Below are 19714 nucleotides of genomic sequence, written 5' to 3'. Positions count from 1 at the left end.
CTCCATCCTCGCTCCCGAGGTGTCGCTCCGAAATCCTTGTTCAATCATGACAAATATATAAACACTAAAACTTAGGTGCGTGTATTATATATATGACACTTGAATTCGAAATCGGTCCGGCCCGTCGCGCCGCGGAGCGGGGCGAAAATTATCTTCCAATCTAAGTCGTTGCATCACAACTGCTTCTCGGCATGGGCCACCTGGGGGTGCCATAAATCTGTCAAAACCGACGATTTCGGAATAAATCTTGCAGATGATGAGGGTGTATTGGGAGAGATGACGGCGGGAAATAGTCAAGGCAGTACTGTATTGGGTGTGCGCTATCCGGGTTCCAGGTCGGTCTCGCCCATCCAACTCAGCTCGGGGAGTTCCATGTCGGTGCATTCCTCGATGGTGGCTAAGGTCCCCGTTTTATCTCCCTCGATTCCCTTGAGATCCGACCGGGCAACAAGCGTGCACGGGTCGGGGTTCCTCCGAACCCCAAAGGAGGTCTCAAGTCCTGGAGCGTCGTGTGTGAAGAGGAAGTACAAACACTAACGAAAGGGAATGAGGAATGAAGAAAAGCTTAGTTTTGGGGTTGGCCCTGTTGGTCGGCGGGACGGCGCAAGCGGCCGTGATTGATTTTGAAGAGTTTGGAATCCGAGGTGGTGGCACGGCAACAGAGTTGCTTGGGCAGAACGGTGTCTCCTTCAATACACCCAGCACAGGTGACAAAGCCGGCTATGGAACGTCGTACTTCGACGGGATGACCTTCGCTGATTTGCAGTCAGTTTCGTTCGTGGCCACTAACGTCGGCGGGGCGTGGATGCCCTACATGAACATCTGGATTACTAATGGTGCCGCGAACCCAGCAGATCGTCGCTGGGCCGTAATTGCGAATGAGCCATCCAACGCGCCCTTGAACAATTTGCTGACTTACGACCCAATTCTGTACCCGGACGGTCGAGGCTATCTTTCCAATGGAGAGACTGTTGCAGTCAATTTCTCCGATATGAGCTATTACGTTCATGAGTCAAACGGCGACACATCGTGGTTAACAGGGCTCTTCGGCGGAAACCAAATTTCCTATGCCTCATTGGTGGCCGGAGGTTGGAAGATTGACAATCCAAATCCGGGTACTGCGTGGGGCGGCACCGGTGCTCCTAAGAATGGTGGGTACGGCTTCAATTTTATCTACGGGGACACGATGTCCAACTACGTCAGCACCGGTCCGTACACAATCAGCAACATAGTAATTAACGGCAACTTGGAAGCCGGCGCCGTCGTCCCGATTCCCGCTGCCGCACCCCTTGGTCTGCTGGGCATGGGCCTGATCGGCCTCGCCCGCAAGCTTCGTAAGAAGAGTTCCTGATATCGCGCTTGACGGCACATCGTCATGTGTTTGTTGTTCGCCCCCGCAATGCTTTCGGTGTTGCGGGGGCGCTTTTTTGAATAGAGAATAGTGAGTTGGGAATAGTGAATGGAGGAGGTGAATAGAGCGTGGGGGAATGGTGTAAGGGAGGGGGAATCAACCTGAACCAATCGACGGGTGGGAGAGAGTACGTTGAGAAATCAGTTTTCGCGCCGGGAGGATTTCTGGGCGCATCTTATTGCCGATGTTGTGGTGCGCATCGGGTTGTTTGGGGCCACGTTTGTATTGATGATGGTCAATATGCCGCGTCGATACTATCGAGACTGGGACGGGGAGACTATCTCGGGTTACATGTATGTCGCGCTCGTGGCGGGCGTGCTTGCGGCGATTCTTGGACCGTGGTTTTATCATGCTGCGGTGCAGCGGGGCCGGGGTACGCTGGGGCAGGTGAAGCGGGACAGCGAACGCCGGAAGTAGGGGGCGATGGGTCTTATGGGTCTTATGGGTCGTATGGGTCGTATGGGTCGTGCGAAGGGGTCTCAACAGCCGACAGCCTGAAACCTGAAGCCTGAAGCCTGAAGCCTACAGCCTACTCTTCCTCCGTCTCCACGACAATTCCGCGCCGTTCGAGCAGGGTGCCTTCGGCGGCGTAGAGTCCCGTGAGGGCCTGTGCGCAGCCTACGCGGGCGGCGACTTCGTCGATCTGGGCCTGGATGAGGTCGCGCTGCACGAGGAGGACGTCGAGGTTGGTGGAGCGTCCGCTGGCGTAGCGGCTCTGGGCGGTTTCGAGTTCGCTGGTGCGCGCGGTGACGGCCTCGCGGGTTGATCCGAGGCGGTCCCAGTTGCGGCGGAGTTCGACGACGGCCTGTCGCACGGCGGTTTCAATGGCCTGTTCGGTGTCGGCAATCTGGCGTTCACTCTGGGTCTGCTGGAGTTCACTGCGGAGGAGGCGGGCCTTCTCGGCGCGGCGGTAGAGGGCGGTCTCCACTTCGATGCCGATGCCGTAGGATTCATCACGACCCGCTTCAAACATATTCCAGGCCTCGCTGCCGTGATCGCCATCGGCTCCGCCGCCGACCGTGGCCACGAGGTCCACGCGGGGCAGGAGGTCATTGCGGGCGCGGCGTGTGCCGAGTTCCGCGTTGGCCAGACCGAGTCGCGCCTGGGCGAGTTCAGGTCGGTAGTCCATGGCGAGGGCGACACTGGACTCGGCATCGGCGTCGACGGGCGCGGGTTCGGGGGCGGGCTCGGGCTCGAAAACGAGTTGCCACTGGTCGGGCTGATCGGGGTTGAGCAGTCGGATGAGGGCGAGATTGCGATCTTCGATCTGGGCCTGGGCGTCGGAGAGGTCGGCCTGGCGCGTGGCGCGCTCGGCTTTGGCGGAGAGTACGTCCGCTTCCACGGCGCGGCCCGCATTGAGCAGGTCCTGATTGAGGCGCATCTGTTCGTCGGCCAGGGCCACGGCGACCTCGTTTATTTTCAGAACTTCCCGGGCCAGGGCGAGATCCCAGTAGGTCAGCTCCACATCGCGCACGGTGCTGATGACCTGCTGGCGGAGGCCATGGACGCTGCTGGCCACGTCATTCTCCGCCTGGCGCACGGTGATAAGGTTGATGTCGCGCCCCCGGCCCTGGAGGAGGGCCTGGCGCAGTTCCACGCTCCACCCGCCGCTGTAAAGATCGTTAGCGGGGTCATTGCTGGCGCCGGTGTAGTCCGTCGAGGCGGTGACCGTGGTGCCGGTGGCGAAGTATTGCGAGAGGGCCGCGCCCCCCGAGGTCTGGTTGGAGCGCGCTGTGGTGGTAACTTCGTTGTTGCGATTGGCAAAGGCCTGAATCGTTTGCGCGGCGGAAAGGATCTCGCCCACGGAGGTGCCGTCGCTCGTGTCGATATTCGCGCCCCCCGATGTGGAGGTGGCGGAGCCGCTGGTCGTGGTGCGGTTGGTGTTCTGGCCATAGCGCAGGGAGGCGGACAGCATCGGGTCGAATTCGGCGCGGGCCTCTTGTATGGTGGTGGAGGTAATGCTCGGGTCGAGGTCGGCGACAGCGATGGTGCGGTTGTTCTCAAAGGCGATGACCACGGCATCGCTCAGGGAGAGTGGCCGGGCAATGCGCGGGGTGTCGGTAGCCGCCGTTTCGGGTTCGACTGGTGTCGCGGGTGGTGCGGGCTCGACGGCGGGCGTGGTTTCAGTCTGGGGCCAGGGAGGCGGGGCAACGCTCTGTGCGTTCCACGACGTGGTCTGCTGGGTGGCGCAGGCGCAAAGGAAAAACATGCTTGCGATAGCAATGCTGCAGGGGTGGGATTTCATGATTGTTGTCCTGTTGCCGGGCGGGTCCAAAGTGCGGCGCGGCTGACAGGACTGTGCACGGCCGCGGGGGGAACGTTACAGGGCGGGGAGCATTATGAATGGCGAGCTGGGTGCGGGGTGTAACGGGGGCTGGGAGCTGGTACACAGTATGGGCAAACGGGCGAGCCGAACTGGAGTGTTTTTCCCATGAAAAAGTGGATCTTGATAGGGCTGGTGGTGGCGGCCGGTGGCGGCGGTGGAATCTGGTGGAAGATGAGCGCCTCCGCCGCGCTGGAAGAGGCCGCGGCAGCCGTGGAGACGGCTCAGAGCACGCTGGGTTCCATACGCCAGAGCGTAGAGTGTACGGGGCGGGTGGTGTCGAATCTGGATGTGGAGATCAAGTGCAAAGCGAGCGGTGAAATCATTGGTCTACCCGTTGATGTGAGTGACCGGGTTGCAAAGGGTGACCTGCTCATGGAGCTGGATCCGGTGGATCAACTCCGAAACCTTCAGCAGTCCGAAGCGGCCTATGCGGCCTCGCAGGCGCGCCTCGCCCAGGCGCGGGCCAATCTTACGGCGGCGGAGAAGGACCTGGCGGCCAGCGGTGCCCGGGCGCAGGCCAGCGTGCTTTCCGGCGAGGCCCGGGCGAAGGACGCGGCGGCGAAGGCCCAGCGCGACGAGCAATTGCTGGCGCAGAAGCACATCAGCGTGGAAGAGGCGGAGACCTCGCGCACGACGCTGCTGGAGAGCCAGGCGAACCTGCGCAGCGCCCAGGCAGAGCTTTCCTCGGTGGACGCGCAGCGGGCCCAGCTTGAGGCCACGCGCCAGGAAATTCAGCTTGCGGAGGTGCAAATCCAGTCTGATCAGGCCGCGCTGGAGCTGGCGAAGCAGCGTTTGACCGAGACCAAGGTGCTCTCGCCGATCGACGGCGTGGTGTCAACGCGCGCCGTGCAGATCGGCCAGATTATCTCTTCTGGTATCAGCAACGTGGGCGGCGGCACGGCGGTCATGACCGTCTCCGATCTGTCGCGCATGTTTGTGCTCGCTTCAGTGGACGAGAGTGATATCGGCAGTGTGGCTCTGGGCCAGACGACACTGGTTACGGTGGACGCCTACTCGGGCGAGACCTTTGAAGGGACGGTGCAGCGCATCGCGAACAAGGGCACGAACACGGCCAACGTCGTTACCTTTGAAGTGAAGATCGAAGTGACGAGCGAGAATAAGACCGTGCTGAAGCCGGAGATGACGGCGAATGTGGAAATTGTGACGGCGGAGGCGGAGAATGTGGTGACGGTTCCCATTCGCGCGCTCGCGCGCAAGGGCACGGAAAAGTTTGTGACGCGCGTGACCAGCCCCGGCGAGACGGAGACGGTGCCGGTGGAGACGGGCGCGAGCGACGGAATCAATATCGAAGTCAAAGCCGGGCTGAAGGATGGCGACGAAGTGGTGCTGGTGCGGGGCGGTGATGATTCGGAGTGGCAGAAATCGAACAGCGGCGGACCGCGCCCGCCGTCACTCTTCGGCGCGCCCAAGAAGAAGACATGATCATCGAAACACGAGAATTACTCAAGACCTACGAGCTGGGTGGCCAGACCATTCGCGCGCTGGACGGCGTAAGCGTAGGCATCGACGCCGGCGAGATGGTGGCCATCATGGGGCCCTCGGGCAGCGGCAAATCGACGCTCATGCACATCCTGGGCTGTCTGGATCAGCCGGATGGCGGTCAGTACATGCTCCGGGGCGACAACATCGCCGGGCTTTCGCCGGACGAGCTGGCCGCGATACGGAACAAGTACATCAGCTTTGTATTTCAGACCTTCAACCTGCTGCCGCGCATGTCCGCGCAGGAGAACGTGGCCCTACCGCTCCTGTACGGCGGGGTGAAAGATGCGAACGCCCGCGCGGCGGAGGCCCTGGCGCGCGTTGGCCTGGCCGATCGCATGCACCACGAGCCCAACCAGCTCTCGGGCGGCCAGCGCCAACGCGTGGCGATTGCGCGGGCGATCGTGACGGATCCCACACTCATGCTGGCGGACGAGCCCACGGGCAACCTGGACAGCCGCACGGGCGATGAGATCATGGAGCTGTTTGCGGCGCTGAACCGTGAAGGCCGCACGATCGTGGTGGTGACGCACGAGCCCGATATTGCAATTAAATGCCCGCGCTGCATCCGTATTCACGATGGCGCGATACTTTCCGACGGGCCTTCGGCCGATGTTGTTGCGGGCTACGCCGCGCGGAGTTAACGAAGATGACAGCCCTCATGCTGCTGAAAGTTGCCATACGTAGTCTCCTGGCGAACAAGCTCCGCTCTTTCCTGGCGGTGCTGGGCATCATCATCGGCGTGGGCGCGGTCATCGCCATGCTCAGCATCGGCGCGGGCGCGCGCGAATCCATGGTTTCGCGACTGGAGAGCATGGGCACGAACCTGCTCATGGTTCGCCCCGGCCAGCGCGGCGGCCCCGGGGGCGTGCGGTCGGTGATGCAGCAGACCCTGACGCCGGAAGACGCCCGTGCAATTCTGGAAGAAGTGCCGGATATCTACGCCGTGGCGCCGGTGGTGCAGGGCCGCGCCCAGGTGAAGTACTTCGACGAGAACGCGAATATCAACGTGGTGGGCACGTCCACCACCTATTTCGAGGCGCGCAACTATCAGTTGGCGCAGGGCCGCAAGTTTACCGACGGCGAACTTGATAATCTTGCGCGGGTGGCCATCATCGGCCCCACCACGGTCAAAAATCTGCTGGGTGCGGATGATCCGCTGTCGTCGACGATCAAGGTGGACGGGTTGAATTTTCGCGTGATTGGCGTGACCGTCCCAAAGGGTGATCAGGGCTGGTTCAACCCGGACGATCAGGTGATTATTCCCTTTACCACGGCGATGCAGGTGCTCATCGGAACGGACTATCTCAACGAGATCAGCATTCAGGGTGAGACGGGTTCGGATTTGAACGCCATTCAGGCATCGATCATCGAGTTGCTCCGAAGACGGCACAAGCTGGCGCCGGAGGCCGAGAACGATTTCAATGTTTCCAATCAGGCGGAGATGCTCTCCTTCATGACGGCGATCACAACGACGTTGAGTGTGCTGCTGGCGAGTATCGGCGGTATTTCGCTGGTGGTGGGCGGCATCGGCATCATGAACATCATGCTGGTGACGGTGACCGAGCGGACGCGGGAGATCGGTATCCGCAAGGCCATCGGCGCGCGGGAGAGCGACATCATGCGCCAGTTTTTGTTTGAGTCTATCGTGATGAGCACGATCGGCGGGATCATCGGCGTGATGGTCGGCGTAGGCGTATCCAGTCTTCTGCCCCTCGTGGCGGAGATTTATCCGGTGGTCCAGGTGCAGAGCGTGCTGCTGTCGATCTCCTTTGCAACGGCCATCGGAGTGTTTTTCGGGTACTATCCCGCGCGGCGTGCGGCGCGGCTGAATCCGATCGACGCGTTGCGGTACGAGTAGGACCTGAAAGGCGGCAGCGTAGTTGAGCGTGGGGGGACAATCATCATCTTCAGGAACTAACCATGCCCATTTTCGTCTTGCTCAGCATCGCCTTCCGCAGTCTGCTCGGGAACAAGTTGCGCTCCTTTCTTGCGGTCCTCGGCATCATCATCGGCGTGGGCGCGGTCATCGCGATGTTGAGCATCGGCGCGGGTGCGCGGGCGTCCATGATCCAGCAACTGGAGTCGCTGGGCACCAACCTGCTGATCGTGCGGCCCGCGTTGAAGAATGGCCCGGGCGGTGTTCGATCCATTGCCCACCGCAGCCTGACGGCGGCGGATGGCCACGCAATCCTGAAGGAAGTGCCCGGCATTTACGCGGTAGCGCCGGTGGTGACGGGCCGGTCCCAGGTGAAGTACTACGATCAGAATGCGAACGTGAATCTCGTCGGCACCGCCAACACCTACTTTGAGGCGCGCAACTACGAGGTGGAGCGGGGTCGCCAGTTCACCGACGGCGAGGTGGACAACCTCGCGCGGGTTGCGATCATCGGCCCGGCGACGGCGGAGAATTTGATTGGCGTGGACGATCCGCTGACGGCCACCATCAAGGTGGACGGCATCAGCTTCCGGGTGATCGGTGTGACGGCGGCCAAGGGGGATCAGGGGTGGTACAACCCCGATGATCTGGTGATCGTTCCCTATACCACGGCGGTCCAGGTGCTGCTGGGCACGGATTATTTGAACGAAATAGATGTCCAGGGCGAGCCGGGATTTGATCTCAATGTCATTCAAAGCAACATACAGGAACTGCTACGGCGTCGACACAAGCTGGAGCCCCAGGCTGAGAATGACTTCAGTATGTCCAATCAGACCGAGTTGCTGAAGTTTCTATCCTCTATCACCACGACGCTGAGTGTGTTGTTGGCGAGCATCGGTAGTATATCGCTGCTCGTGGGCGGTATCGGGATCATGAACATCATGCTGGTGACCGTGACCGAGCGAACGCGCGAGATCGGCATACGAAAAGCCATCGGCGCGCGGGAAAAGGATATCCTGCGGCAGTTTCTTTTCGAAGCGATCGTGATGAGCACTATAGGCGGGATTATGGGGGTGTTTCTGGGGGTGGGTGTCTCGAATCTGTTGCCGCTCTTTACCGAGATCTATCCCGTGGTACAGACGGAAAACATCGTGATGTCCATCACCTCGGCGGCCATAATCGGGATCTTCTTCGGATACTATCCCGCGCAGCGCGCGGCGCGCCTGAACCCGATCGACGCCTTGCGGTATGAATAACGGTTGACGCGATAGTCGGGCTTGTCAGTCCGGCCTTTCGGGCAGGCGCGCTGCGCCCAGCAACGTTGCCATTTCACCGCGGAGCAGGAGCGGGGCTTTATCGAGAGGAACTGCGCCGCTGTTATCCCTGGCCCTGGGGTCGGCGCCATGGGCGAGGAGAATAGCGATCATTTTCTTGTTGCCACGCCGTGCGGCTTCGTGGAGTGCTGTTTCACCCAGGCGCTCCAGGGCATCGACCGGCACGCCCCGCTCAAGGAGCAGCTTCAGCCATTCGGGGTTGCCGGAGCGGACCGCGCTGTGGAGTAACGTGGAATCGTTGTCCAGGGAGCCGCTCGGGTGTCCGGGTTCTTGAAGGTCTTGCGGTGTGGTATGTGCGAGGAGGAGATTTACCATGGCGCTATCATTCACTTCGATGGCGGCGGCCAGAGGCGAAAGGCGCACGTAGCGTTCCGGGTAGATGTCCTCCCGGCACTGTAATCGCTGGGTGACCGGTGCCCCGAGTTCCAGCAGAAGGTCCACCATCGCTGTGTCGTGCCGCTCCAGGGCTATGACCAGCAGCGGCGGGCAGTGAAAGCGGATGCTGGTGTTGTCAATGCCGACAGAGGTTACGGCACCCCGCAACAATTCCTGGTCCCCCTTCTTGACGGACTCGCAGTAGATACAGAAATGGGGGGAAGCGCCGGACCAGGCGTCGGGCGGCGCGCCGAGCGAGAGATAGCGGAGGGCAGCGTCGCGGTCTTTTCTAAACATGGCTTGACGCAGATCCTCCCCGAGTACGGCGCTGCGTCGGACTTGAATTGAAGGCCAGGCGAGGAGCATGAGCACGAGGAGCACCGCGAGCACGGCGATGAGCTCGAGGATGGAAAAGCCTCGGGTGGTTCGGGGTGTGAACGGAATCATGGTAGCCCTCCGATTGAGTATACAACGGTGGAGGGGCGAAATGCGGCGACACAGGTGGCTTTCTTTACGGCGAAAGGGCACGGAAGCTTACGGAATAAGGAGGGCATCCCTTTGCGCCTTCGCGCCTTTGCGTGACATCTCCTGGGCCGGCGTCATGCGCCCGGCGCGGGCATGGTCTCCTGGGTACGGACGCGGAAGACCCGTTTGGCCTGGTAGGTCTGGCCAAACTGGTCGGTGGTGCGCACGGTGAGGGTGTGGGTGCCGGTGGCGAGGTCGGCCGGGAGGGTGGCCTTCCACATGTGGCGGGATTTGCTGGGGTAGTCCATTTTCCAGCCGAAGATGGTGTCGAGTTTCCTGCCGTCCTTCTCCATGTCCAGGAAGGGACTCTGCTCGTGCATACGGAGGCACTCGGGATCGATGACCTCGGTGTATTCCATGGGGAGCCAGGGGCCATCCGCGCCCACCCGCATTTCGACGATGCTGCGCTTGGAGCCCGCAAAGATGTTGGCGAGCACTTCGGTAGAGGCGAGTGAAGGCTGGGCCACGTCGTCCGCGAGGTAGATGTTCATCTGGTAGTCGGCCGGGCGGCTGGCGGCCTTGAATTCGATGGAATACTTCGGGCCCTCGAAGGTGAGGATGGAGTAGCCGTTGGGCGCGCCGTCGTTCATGGTGGCGTGGGGGATGCCGCGTTCGTCGAAACTGCCGCACCACCAACTGCCCGACACCGTGGCGGCGATGAAGAGGTGGTGGGGCTCGGGGCCCTTCCAGCCCATGGATTCGTCCATGAAGATGTGGAACTGCTCGTGGACGTGTGCGGCGACGGTTAACGTGTTGGGACGATCGGCCAGGAGGGCGAGCATTTCGTCGCGCTTGCCGCAACGGGCAATGGGCACGTGCATCATGAGGACGACCAGCTTTTCTCTGGGCACGTGGGCGAGATAGTTCTTCACGAAAGCGACCTGCTGGTCGGTGAAGGAAGGCTTGTAGCCCTTTTCCCCCGGCGGGAAGTAGATGTTGTTGAGGGGAATAAAGGCGACCTCGCCATACTCAAAGGCGTAGGTGCTCGGGCCGAAATAGCGCTCGAAGGTGTCGTCGGAGTACTTGTGCTCCGTGGCCGTGCCGTTGTTGTCGTGGTTGCCGAAGACGTTGTACCAGGGGATACCGATCTGGGCGATGCTTTCGCTGATTTCCGAAAAAAGCGCGGGATCATCCGCCACGATATCTCCCAGCGATACGCCGAAGACGGCGTCGGTGCCGATGCATTCTTCAACGACGTCGTGGGTGACGAAGTTCACCTCGCGCAGCCCACGGGCCTGGGTATCGCCGAAGAACAGGGCCTTGAAGGGTTCCTTCTCCGGGTGCTCGTAGAGCGCGAAGTCGATGGAGGCGGGCAGTGGCCCGGTGGGGAGGATGCCGGGCGCATCAAGAGGCGGTGAGCCCTCGGGATTGTGGAGGTAGTAGTGCTTCGGTATCTGCGCGTGATCCACGGGAAGTGTGTAGCCCGATGGTTTGATGACAAACACGGCGCCGCCCGCCTGCACGGGAAGGGACCAGCGACCCTCGGCGTCGGTTTTCACCACGGCTTCGCCGTTGGACACGCAGACGTTCGGAACTCCGGCCTCGCCCGCGTCGAGGGTGTTGTTGCGATTGGTGTCGAGGTAGACGCGGCCCTGGGCCATTTCCTGGGCAAGGCCGGAGGTCGAGAGGGCGAGTGTGATGGCGGCCATCGCCGCGCCGCGAATATGGAACATGCCATTCTCCCCGCGCCGCAGGGCGCGTACCGGGTTGTGTCGAATCAGGGACGCCAAAAAAGATAGTATACCCGACGGAGCCGATGCCGTTCGCGCGCCATCCCCCATCCAATCGCCAACCCGTCGGGAATGAGACAGAGCTTGACAACACCCTTGATAACTATCGACATCAGCGATTCCGAGCGGGACGCCATTTTGAATCATGTACCGCTCCCGGCCAATATTGTGGCCCGTCTTCGCTTTGCTCTCCGCACGATGAAGAGCTTGGAGTTGACCCTCTCGGGCGATGACGTTATTGATCTTGCCGAGGCCATTGAGGAGCACCTGCCCAGAATCAAGAAGCGGGCCGACGCGCGCGAGGTGGAGGCGGTCTTTGTTCGCCTGGTGGATATGATCCACGAAGAGTATGTCCAGGCCGGCGGCCCGGCGGAGGAGCTGGATTTTCCACCCGATATGCCCGAAGCGGTCCGCGAGGCGGTTCAGCAAGTGTTTGACTCCGGCGACTACGAGACGCCCCAAGAACTGATGGGTGCCCTCAAGAAAGCGGTCGTTGAGGCGGACGACACGCGTTACGAACGACTGTTTGGCCTCACGACGGGGGAGGTGCTCAATCTCATCGGAGAAGATTGGACCGAGCCCGGCGGGGTTTTCTGGATCGATGACGAGATCCCGAAAGAGCAACTGGCGGGGAGCCGCTACTGCATGAACGCCTTCCGCTTTCTCGCGCTCGCGAAAAGCACGGGCGGTTTCAAGCTCACGCCCAAGAAGAGACTGAACCGGGCGTCGGTGAGATTTCTGCTCGATTCGGACTGTTTCCCCGAAGTTGACGTCGCGCAAATGCTTCGATATTCCAGTGTCATCAACGAAATGGACGTACAGCCACTGCACATGGTCCACCTCCTGCTTCTGGAAATCGGTTTCGTTCGCCACTACAAGGGAACGCTGGTAGTCACGAAAAAAGGGCTCCAAGCCCTGGAAGACGACGGCGCCGGGACGCTCCAGCGCCTGATGTTTCAATCGTTATACAACGAGTTTGATCTTGCCTACCTGGACACCCTGCCCGACTACCCCGGCGTTCAGGCCACCATCCCTTTTATTTTCTATGCGATTCAGCAGTCGGCGCAGGAACCTGTTGCCGCAGGCGATTTGATGGCAAAGGCCTACACACCGGCGGTCGCCGCCGAGTTTTCCGAGGGGCCGTACCCGAGGCATGCTCTGGTGACGTTCTTCACGCGAGTGCTCAGGCCAATGGAGGACTTCGGGCTGGTCCAGCACACCAGGATCGGGAACAAGCACGAGCGCGACCTGGCGCGCGACCTGGTTCAGGTCACCCCGCTTTTCAATGCGATGCTGCATTTCGACTTGAAGAGATCGTAGCGCGCGAAATCACTCGGCCGCCGGCGGGACAAAGGGATCTTCGGCGCGCTCGAGCCATCGGGCGAGGCGTCCGCGCAGTTCTCGGCGCAGGGCGGCGTATGCCGGATCAGCGATAAGATTCGTCATCTGGAACGGGTCGGCCACGTTGTCGAAGAGATACATGGGGGCGTCGGGTCCCACGGCGTAGGTGTAGCGCTCGGTGCGCACGCCGCGAAAGATTGGGGCCGGGTGTTCATTGCCGCCCGAGGCATTTTCTTTCGCGATGTGCATGATGAACTGGGCGTCCCGCGCGGGGGCCTCCTCGCCGCGGAGCACACCGCTGTAGTCTTCGCCCATACACCCTTCGGGCGGATCGATACCGGCCAGACCGCAGAGGGTGGGCGCCATGTCGATCGCGCCAAACAGGGCCGGGCTCGAATGGCCCGCGGGCACGCGGCCCGGGCCGAAGATGATGAGGGGAATACGCACGGACTCTTCAAAGGGCTGACGCTTGCTGCCCACGCCGTGGGAGCCATGCATGGATCCGTGATCGGAGGAATAAACGACGATGGTGTCCTTCGACCATCCTTCCCCGTCCAGCCGGTCCAGGATCCGCTTCAATTCATCGTCCACCGCGCTGATGTGGGCGTGGTAGCCCTCGTAGTGTGGCGAGCCGTTCGACGTGAAGATGCTCTCCCCGCCCGGCGCGGGGGCCTCATAGTTCGGGCGGAAAGGCAGGGAGCCTTCGGGGTACAGGGCGAGCTTCTCCGGCGGGGCATCGGTAAACCTGGCGTGGGGCGGATCGAGGGAGAGCATGAGGAAGAAGGGGCGGGATTTGTTTTCAACGATGAAGTCGAGGGCCTGATCGGTCATGCGGGTGGCGTTATAGCCTTTGGGTTTCACGGGTTCACCCTCGGCCGGGTAGAATTCGGCCGCATCGAAGTGGTTCGTGGTGTGTTCCCAGATCAACGACGTGTCAAAGCCATAGGCTTCGGCGCGCGTACCGCCGAGGTGCCACTTGCCGATGTAGCCCGTGCGATAGCCCGCCGCCTGGAAGGCCTTTCCAATGGTGGCGGATTCCGGCGCGAGGGGAATGCTGTTGTCGATGATGCCGGACTGATAAGGCCAGCGACCGGTCATGACGATGGCGCGGTAGGGCGAGCAGACGGGATAATTGCTCACGCACTGGCTGAAGGAAAATCCCTCGGCGGCCATGCGATCCATGGTGGGGGTCTTCATGGCGGGCATTTCCGTGTGGCCCATGGATTGGTAGCGATGCTCGTCGGCAAAGACAAAAACGACATTGGGGCGCTCGCGCAATTCGGCGAGGGCGGGCAGGGCGAGAGAGAGAAACCCGAGGGTCAAAGATCGAGTCCAATAACCGCGCATGGCATGAGTCCTTTCCGGGGCTGAGCCGCCAGTGTAGATCCGCCCCGAGGACCGAGTAAAGCGCCGCTATCAACCATGACACCGTATCCTCCGGAGTACGAATGAAGCAGGCGTGTCGGATTGCGCCACCGGGTGCCGCCGATCCCTTCGTGCTGGACATCGGGTGTCCACACCCGTGTAGACTAGGGCTCCGGCGGGCGCCACCTTGCATTCAATCCAATTATGACCCTCGATGAACATCCCACGGGAGCACAGCCTTGGACCCACAGACAGTAAACGTAGCTTCGCGGAGCCGCGCCCGGCGGGGGTTCAAAAAGTTCTTCGTTCTTTTCATACTGATTGGCGCGGGCGGTGGTCTCGCCTGGCTCATCCATACGGGGAGGGTTGCAACGCTGGGAAATGGGCCCGCGCCTCGCGAGGAGCTGCCCGCACCGGTGGAGGTGGCCGCCATCGAGCACGGTCCCATCGTTTTTCGCCGCACCTTCAGCGGGACGCTGGAGGCCACGGCGGAATTCATGGTGGCGCCCAAGATCAGCGGGCGTATAGAACGACTTGCGGTCGATCTGGCGGATCCGGTATCCCGCGGGCAATTGGTGGTGGAGTTGGATGACCGCGAATACGTGCAGGCGGTGGCGCAGGCCGACGCCGATCTGGCGGTGGCCCGGGCGACGCTCGCGGAGGCCAACAGCACGCTGGACATCGCCCAGCGCGAACTGGCCCGCGTGGAGACCCTGCGGGAGCAGGGGATTGCCTCGGAATCTCAATTTGACGCCGCCAAGACGGAGCAGCTCGCGGGCCAGGCCCGCCTCGAAGTGGCCCGCGCCCAGATGCAGCGGGCGGAATCATCGCTGGAGTCCGCGAAGATACGACTCGCCTATACCCAGGTGAACGCCGAATGGGCCGAGGGCAGCGAGCGCCGCGTGGTGGCGGAGCGATTCGTGGATGAAGGAGACACCGTCTCCGCGAATACACCCATCCTCGCCATCGTGGAGTTGTCGCCGATCACGGGCGTGATCCACGTCACCGAGTCGGACTATGCGCGCTTCCACGAAGGCCAGACGGCGACCCTGGCGACCGACGCCTATCCCGGTGAAACCTTCCATGGAAAGGTGGCGCGGATTGCCCCCATCTTCCAGCAGACCTCCCGTCAGGCGCGGGTGGAGCTGGCCATCGACAATCCCGATCAACGTCTGAAACCAGGTATGTTCATACGCGTTACGCTGGAACTGGCCCGCGCGGAGGACGCGACGATTATCCCCGAGGCGGCCATCGCCACGCGGGGCGACGTTGCCGGCGTTTTCCTGGTGGACGACGCAGGCACGAAGGTGACCTGGCGGCCCATCACCACCGGCCTGCGTGAAGGCGGGCGCGTGCAGGTGGAGGGTGAAGGGCTCACCGGGCGCGTGGTTACTCTCGGCCAGCAGTTGATCGACGACGGCTCCGCCGTGACGGTGGCCTCGGAAGCGGGGCCGGCCGAATGAACCTGCCCCGATTCAGTGTGCGGCGACCGGTGCTCACCACGATGGTCACGCTCATCGTCGTCATCCTCGGCGGAGTCTCGCTCGAGCGCCTGCAGATCGATTTGCTCCCCAGCATCGAAATGCCCACGGCTTCCGTGAACACCTCCTATGAAGGCGCGAGCCCCGAGGTCATGGAGCAGCGGGTCACCCAGTTCATCGAAGAGATCGTGGCGACGACACCGGGCGTGGAAGAGCTCAGCTCGAACTCCTACGAGGGCGGGAGCAACGTGCGGGTAACCTTTTCGTGGGGCACCGATATCGATCTGGCCACGCTGGACGTGCAGGGGCGCATCGAAGACGAGATCAACGAGCTCCCCGACGACATTACCCGCCCCCGCGTGCGCAAATTCGACATCGCGAGCTTCCCCGTGGTGATTCTTGGCGTGCAGGGCGATCTCGACCCGGTGGAGCTGACCACGCTGATCGAAGACCAGTTGCGCTACCGATTCGGGCGCGTGCCCGGCGTGGCCCAGGTGGACCTCTGGGGCGGCTTCAATCGCGAACTCCGCATCGAGCTCGATCCCGAAAAGATCAACGCCCTCGACGTGCCGTTGAATCAGGTACTGGAGGCGGTGCGGAGTGCAAACCTCGATCTGCCCGCCGGCAAGATAGAACAGGGCACCCACGAGGTCATGCTTCGGGCGCCGGCGCAATTCGCCAACCTGGATGAAATCCGCAATACCGTGGTAACCCTTCAGGATGGCGTTCCCGTGACCGTCGGGCAGATTGCCAATGTGGTGGACACCTACGAGAAGCAATCCGAGACCGAGCGCTTCAACGGCCACCGGGGCATCCGCGTGGGCATCCGCAAGCAGGCGGGCGCAAACACCGTCGAGGTATCCAGCGCAATCCTGAAGGAGGTGGAGGCGGTCAATCGCGATTTTCCGCAAATTGAAGTGATCGCGGTGGCCAACCAGGGCAACTTTATCGAGCGCTCCATCGACAACGTGGCCAATTCCGTGCTTTACGGCGGCGCGCTCGCTGTTATCGTGCTGCTGTTTTTCCTGCGCAACCTGCGCAGCACGATCGTCATTTCACTCGCGATCCCCATCTCCATCATCGCCACCTTTGCACTGATTTACTTCGGCGGCTTCACGCTGAACCTCATGACCCTGGGCGGCCTCGCCCTCGGCGTGGGCATGATGGTGGACAATTCGATCGTCGTCCTGGAAAACATTTTCCGGCGGCGCGACGAGCTCCACGAAGACAAGATGGATGCGGCAATTCACGGCGCGGGCGAAGTGGGCGCGGCGGTGGTGGCCAGTACCATAACCACCCTGGTGATTTTCCTGCCGCTGATCTTCGTGCGAGGCGTATCGGGTATCCTCTTCCAGGAACTGGCCTATGTCATCGTCTTTTCCCTGTTGTGTTCGCTTCTGGTGGCGCTGAGCCTCGTGCCCATGCTGGCCTCCAAACTGGTGGAATCGCCCGAGGAACGCCACAGCAAGTATGAATCGCAGCCGAGCTGGATTGGCTGGCTCGCCGATTCAAGCGAGGGGTTGTTCAACCGCCTGGACAGCGCCTACCGCGACCTGCTGCGGGTCGTCTTGCGCCATCGTATCTTTACCGTATTTTCAGCCCTCGTCGCGCTGGGCGCGAGCCTGTTCCTCCTCCCCATGATCGGCACGGAGTTCATGCCCCCAAGCGACGAGGGCGAGGTGCGGGTTTCCGGCGAGATGGAAGTGGGGACGCGGCTCGAAATCGTCGACGCACAGGCCCGGAAAATGGAAGAAATTGTGAAGCCGGTGGTGCCCGAGGCCATTTCGATTATCGCCGAAGCAAGCGACAGCGGCGAGGCCGAGGTGCGCCTTTCCCTGGTGCCCGCCAAAGAGCGGACCCGGTCCAACACCGAGATTGCCGATGACCTTCGCAAGCGCCTCGCCGGAAAAATTCCCGGCATGGAGGTGCGCGTCACCGCCCCCCAGGGACAGTTCCTGCTCGAACGGATCATCGGCGGCTCCGACGGCGTGACGGTGGAGATCCGGGGATTCGACCTGGCGACGCTCGATCTGCTGGCGGACCGGGTGGCGGATGCGATCAAGGATGTGCCCGGCGTCACGGATATCGATTCCAGCCGGGACGACGGCCTGCCCCAGCAGGAGATCAGCGTGGACCGCGACAAGGCCGCGGACCTGGGCTTCAGCGTGCGCGACGTTGCCGAGGCCATCGAAACGGCCTTCGCGGGAACCCAGGCCGGCGAATTTCGCAGCGGCGGAAACTCCTACCGAATCCTGGTGCAATTTCGCGATGCGGAGCAGCTCACGATCGACGAAGTATTGAACCTGACCCTCACCTCGCCCACGGGTGAACGGGTTTCGCTGCGCAACCTGGTCTCCGCGGAGGGCGGGCGCGGCCCCACGCAGATCGAGCGCAAGGACCAGCAGCGCATCGCCTCCGTCACCGCCAATATCGCCGGGCGCGACTTGGGCTCCGTGGCCGCCGATGTGGAAAAGGTACTGGACGGCATCGCCCGGCCCGACGGCTACGATCTCGCGGTGGCGGGCAACTACGAGGAGCAGAAGGAGTCCTTCCGCGAATTGATGGTCTCCATGATCCTCGCGCTGGTCCTGGTCTACATGGTGCTCGCCTGCCAGTACGAATCCCTGCGCGACCCGGTCATCGTCATGTGCTCCGTGCCCCTGGCGGCCATCGGCGTCCTACTTACGCTCTATGCCACCAACACCACGCTGAACGTCCAGTCCTATATCGGCTGCATCATGCTCGGCGGTATCGTGGTGAACAACGCCATCCTTCTCGTCGATCAGGCGGGCCAGCTTCGCACCGGTGAAGGCTGGTCCACCCGCGACGCGGTGGCCGAGGCGGGACGCCGACGCCTGCGCCCCATTCTGATGACAACGCTGACCACCATCCTGGGTCTGTTGCCACTGGCGCTCGGTATCGGCGAAGGCGCGGACGCCCAGGCCCCCCTGGCGCGCGCGGTGATCGGCGGGCTCTCCAGCTCCACGTTGATCACGCTTTTGCTTATTCCGGCGGTGTACTCGATGGTTCATCCGGACAACCCGGAAGAAGCGACGCCATCAGCAACTTGAACATGGTGTTCAACGGTTTTTCCTTCACCGGGTGATCGCCCAGGGTCGTGTCGTTCCAGGAAACGATCAGATCGAGCGACGGAATGACCGCCAGACCCCGCTGGCCGTTCTTGTGGCCGAGCGCGCAGAAGGTGTCCACCGGCGCGTCGGGCCAGTTGCGCAGCCCGTCGCGGTCCACGCCGTTAACCCACCAGAGCCAACTGTAACTCCCGAAATGATCCGTCTGGTCGTTGGGGATCTTTTCCGAGCCCAGACTGCGCTGCTCGGGAATCATTTCGCTGACGGCGCGGGCGGTGCGGGGCAATTCGGCGGGCAGGGGGCTGGTCACGGCCATGCGGGCGTGATCCGCCGAAATAACCTGTCCATCGCGCCACCGGCCCTGCCGCAGATAGAGCAGGCCAAAGCGCGCAAAGTCCCGAGGCGAAACCCCGAGCCGTCCGCGGCGACCCTTCTCCCCAAAAGCGCTGAACGTGGGACTGTCCTCGCATTGAAGGCGATCCGTCAGCAGCGGCGCGAGCACGGCAGTGTCTACGGTGTCCCAGCCGTGGCTGTAAACTTTGCCGAAGAGCGTGTCCGCGAAGAGGGCCATCTGCCAGTCGCAATAATTGAAGGCGCTGCCCGGCGCTTCCGTCACGCCATAACACGAAGTCTGATTCGCCGCATGGCGAAAGGTAATATTGCGGTCCTTGTGATCCAGCGCCGCATTGATCTCGGCCAGACGCGGCTCAAAGGTCACCAGCGGCGTGTCCAGACTCTCGATCTTGCCCGATTCCACGGCGAGAAAGAGGAAGGTGGAAAACCAGGGCTTCACCGCCGACGCCACATCGCCCCGCTTCGTCGCATCGCCCCAGGTGTAGACCATTTTCCCGCCGCGAACCACGCAGCCCCGCCCACCTGCGAAGGCGGCCATGGTGTCGAGACTGGTAGCATCCAGACCGGCCTCGGCCGGTGTGGACTCAGCCCAGTGGGCCTCGGGCCAGATCTCGGCGTAAGTGGTAAGGGCAAGGAAAATCAAGACAACGCAATAAAGTGTCAAATAAGAGCGGCGCAACATGGAATACCTCCGGCCGTCAGTGTATCGGACGGGGCGGGAGATTCCAAGACTGGATGGGACGTACCGCCGCAGGCGTACCGGGTGAGATCAACGCAACCGTTTCACTTCCTCGAAGTAACGGTCGAGCGAAACGCCCGCAAGAGCGGCGGCATGTCCCAGTGGATGTAAAGTCGGGACTTGCATCAATTCTGGTCGCGCCATTACATCCCCAGGGACAGGCCCGTGCGTTGGCGTCGGGGGCGCGGGTTGAGGTGGGCTCTGGAACTTGGAGCGCCTGTGCCTCGGTGGGGTGTTTCGGCACGGGTCCGTCCCCCCTTAACGT

At 62.0% G+C, this 19714-nt stretch carries 14 protein-coding genes; 9 read left to right on the top strand and 5 right to left on the bottom strand.

What is annotated here, in order from left to right; translation table 11 throughout:
• Positions 1-553 precede the first annotated feature (553 nt).
• A complete protein-coding gene (locus tag JNK74_06935) occupies positions 554-1351 on the top strand; it encodes a hypothetical protein (protein ID MBL7645912.1) in 798 nt (265 codons plus the stop codon).
• A gap of 192 nt (positions 1352-1543) precedes the next feature.
• Positions 1544-1828 (top strand): hypothetical protein, encoded by a 285-nt coding sequence (locus JNK74_06930; GenBank protein ID MBL7645911.1) that lies wholly within the window; start codon positions 1544-1546, stop codon positions 1826-1828.
• 112 nt (positions 1829-1940) lie between these two features.
• On the opposite strand, the gene JNK74_06925 is transcribed toward JNK74_06930, so the two are convergent.
• Entirely contained in the window at positions 1941-3656 is a 1716-nt protein-coding gene (locus JNK74_06925) for a TolC family protein (protein MBL7645910.1), read from the bottom strand.
• Between the two features lie 186 nt (positions 3657-3842).
• Between JNK74_06925 and JNK74_06920 the strand changes: the two genes are divergently transcribed.
• The 4 genes from JNK74_06920 to JNK74_06905 all read left to right on the top strand — a co-directional run bounded on the left by JNK74_06920 (position 3843) and on the right by JNK74_06905 (position 8372).
• Positions 3843-5180: an efflux RND transporter periplasmic adaptor subunit gene (locus tag JNK74_06920; GenBank protein MBL7645909.1), complete on the top strand. Its 1338-nt coding sequence runs from the start codon at positions 3843-3845 to the stop codon at positions 5178-5180.
• Positions 5177-5881: an ABC transporter ATP-binding protein gene (locus JNK74_06915; GenBank protein MBL7645908.1), complete on the top strand. Its 705-nt coding sequence runs from the start codon at positions 5177-5179 to the stop codon at positions 5879-5881. Before JNK74_06920 ends, JNK74_06915 begins: the two co-directional genes overlap by 4 nt.
• Before the next feature lie 5 nt (positions 5882-5886).
• Positions 5887-7098: an ABC transporter permease gene (locus tag JNK74_06910; GenBank protein MBL7645907.1), complete on the top strand. Its 1212-nt coding sequence runs from the start codon at positions 5887-5889 to the stop codon at positions 7096-7098.
• Between the two features lie 62 nt (positions 7099-7160).
• On the top strand, positions 7161-8372 hold the full coding sequence (locus JNK74_06905) for an ABC transporter permease (GenBank protein MBL7645906.1): 1212 nt from the start codon (positions 7161-7163) through the stop codon (positions 8370-8372).
• Positions 8373-8396: 24 nt separating this feature from the next.
• On the opposite strand, the gene JNK74_06900 is transcribed toward JNK74_06905, so the two are convergent.
• Both JNK74_06900 and JNK74_06895 read right to left on the bottom strand, forming a co-directional pair.
• On the bottom strand, positions 8397-9272 hold the full coding sequence (locus JNK74_06900; protein ID MBL7645905.1) for an ankyrin repeat domain-containing protein: 876 nt from the start codon (positions 9270-9272) through the stop codon (positions 8397-8399).
• A 152-nt stretch (positions 9273-9424) separates the two neighbouring features.
• Positions 9425-11023 carry a calcineurin-like phosphoesterase C-terminal domain-containing protein gene (locus JNK74_06895; GenBank protein MBL7645904.1) on the bottom strand — a complete coding sequence of 533 codons (1599 nt, stop codon included), beginning with the start codon at positions 11021-11023 and terminating at the stop codon, positions 9425-9427.
• 141 nt (positions 11024-11164) lie between these two features.
• On the opposite strand from JNK74_06895, the gene JNK74_06890 reads away from it, so the two are divergent.
• The gene (locus JNK74_06890) at positions 11165-12400 is read left to right on the top strand and encodes a hypothetical protein (GenBank protein MBL7645903.1); all 1236 of its coding nucleotides are present in this window, start codon (positions 11165-11167) and stop codon (positions 12398-12400) included.
• A gap of 9 nt (positions 12401-12409) precedes the next feature.
• Here JNK74_06890 and JNK74_06885 read toward each other — a convergent pair whose 3' ends face one another.
• The gene (locus tag JNK74_06885) at positions 12410-13744 is read right to left on the bottom strand and encodes a sulfatase (GenBank protein ID MBL7645902.1); all 1335 of its coding nucleotides are present in this window, start codon (positions 13742-13744) and stop codon (positions 12410-12412) included.
• 356 nt (positions 13745-14100) lie between these two features.
• On the opposite strand from JNK74_06885, the gene JNK74_06880 reads away from it, so the two are divergent.
• Both JNK74_06880 and JNK74_06875 read left to right on the top strand, forming a co-directional pair.
• Positions 14101-15249, top strand: a complete 1149-nt coding sequence (locus JNK74_06880) for an efflux RND transporter periplasmic adaptor subunit (GenBank protein ID MBL7645901.1) — start codon at positions 14101-14103, stop codon at positions 15247-15249.
• The gene (locus tag JNK74_06875) at positions 15246-18338 is read left to right on the top strand and encodes an efflux RND transporter permease subunit (protein MBL7645900.1); all 3093 of its coding nucleotides are present in this window, start codon (positions 15246-15248) and stop codon (positions 18336-18338) included. Before JNK74_06880 ends, JNK74_06875 begins: the two co-directional genes overlap by 4 nt.
• Here the strand turns inward: JNK74_06875 and JNK74_06870 are convergent.
• Complete coding sequence (locus JNK74_06870) at positions 18271-19392, bottom strand: hypothetical protein (protein ID MBL7645899.1); 1122 nt, start codon at positions 19390-19392, stop codon at positions 18271-18273. The two genes, JNK74_06875 and JNK74_06870, sit on opposite strands and share 68 nt — an antisense overlap.
• Between the last annotated feature and the right edge of the window lie 322 nt (positions 19393-19714).

Source organism: Candidatus Hydrogenedentota bacterium (assembly GCA_016791475.1).
Lineage (GTDB): Bacteria > Hydrogenedentota > Hydrogenedentia > Hydrogenedentales > JAEUWI01 > JAEUWI01.
The sequence above is the reverse complement of the archived record's forward strand: the minus strand, read 5'-3'. Positions and strand labels throughout refer to the sequence as shown.

Bases quoted from the DNA above. Each gene is read 5' to 3' on its own strand.
- JNK74_06935 (MBL7645912.1), top strand. From the start codon at position 554: ATGAAGAAAAGCTTAGTTTTGGGGTTGGCCCTGTTGGTCGGCGGGACG.
- JNK74_06925 (MBL7645910.1), bottom strand. From the start codon at position 3,656: ATGAAATCCCACCCCTGCAGCATTGCTATCGCAAGCATGTTTTTCCTT.
- JNK74_06920 (MBL7645909.1), top strand. From the start codon at position 3,843: ATGAAAAAGTGGATCTTGATAGGGCTGGTGGTGGCGGCCGGTGGCGGC.
- JNK74_06915 (MBL7645908.1), top strand. From the start codon at position 5,177: ATGATCATCGAAACACGAGAATTACTCAAGACCTACGAGCTGGGTGGC.
- JNK74_06910 (MBL7645907.1), top strand. From the start codon at position 5,887: ATGACAGCCCTCATGCTGCTGAAAGTTGCCATACGTAGTCTCCTGGCG.
- JNK74_06905 (MBL7645906.1), top strand. From the start codon at position 7,161: ATGCCCATTTTCGTCTTGCTCAGCATCGCCTTCCGCAGTCTGCTCGGG.
- JNK74_06900 (MBL7645905.1), bottom strand. From the start codon at position 9,272: ATGATTCCGTTCACACCCCGAACCACCCGAGGCTTTTCCATCCTCGAG.
- JNK74_06895 (MBL7645904.1), bottom strand. From the start codon at position 11,023: ATGTTCCATATTCGCGGCGCGGCGATGGCCGCCATCACACTCGCCCTC.
- JNK74_06875 (MBL7645900.1), top strand. From the start codon at position 15,246: ATGAACCTGCCCCGATTCAGTGTGCGGCGACCGGTGCTCACCACGATG.
- JNK74_06870 (MBL7645899.1), bottom strand. From the start codon at position 19,392: ATGTTGCGCCGCTCTTATTTGACACTTTATTGCGTTGTCTTGATTTTC.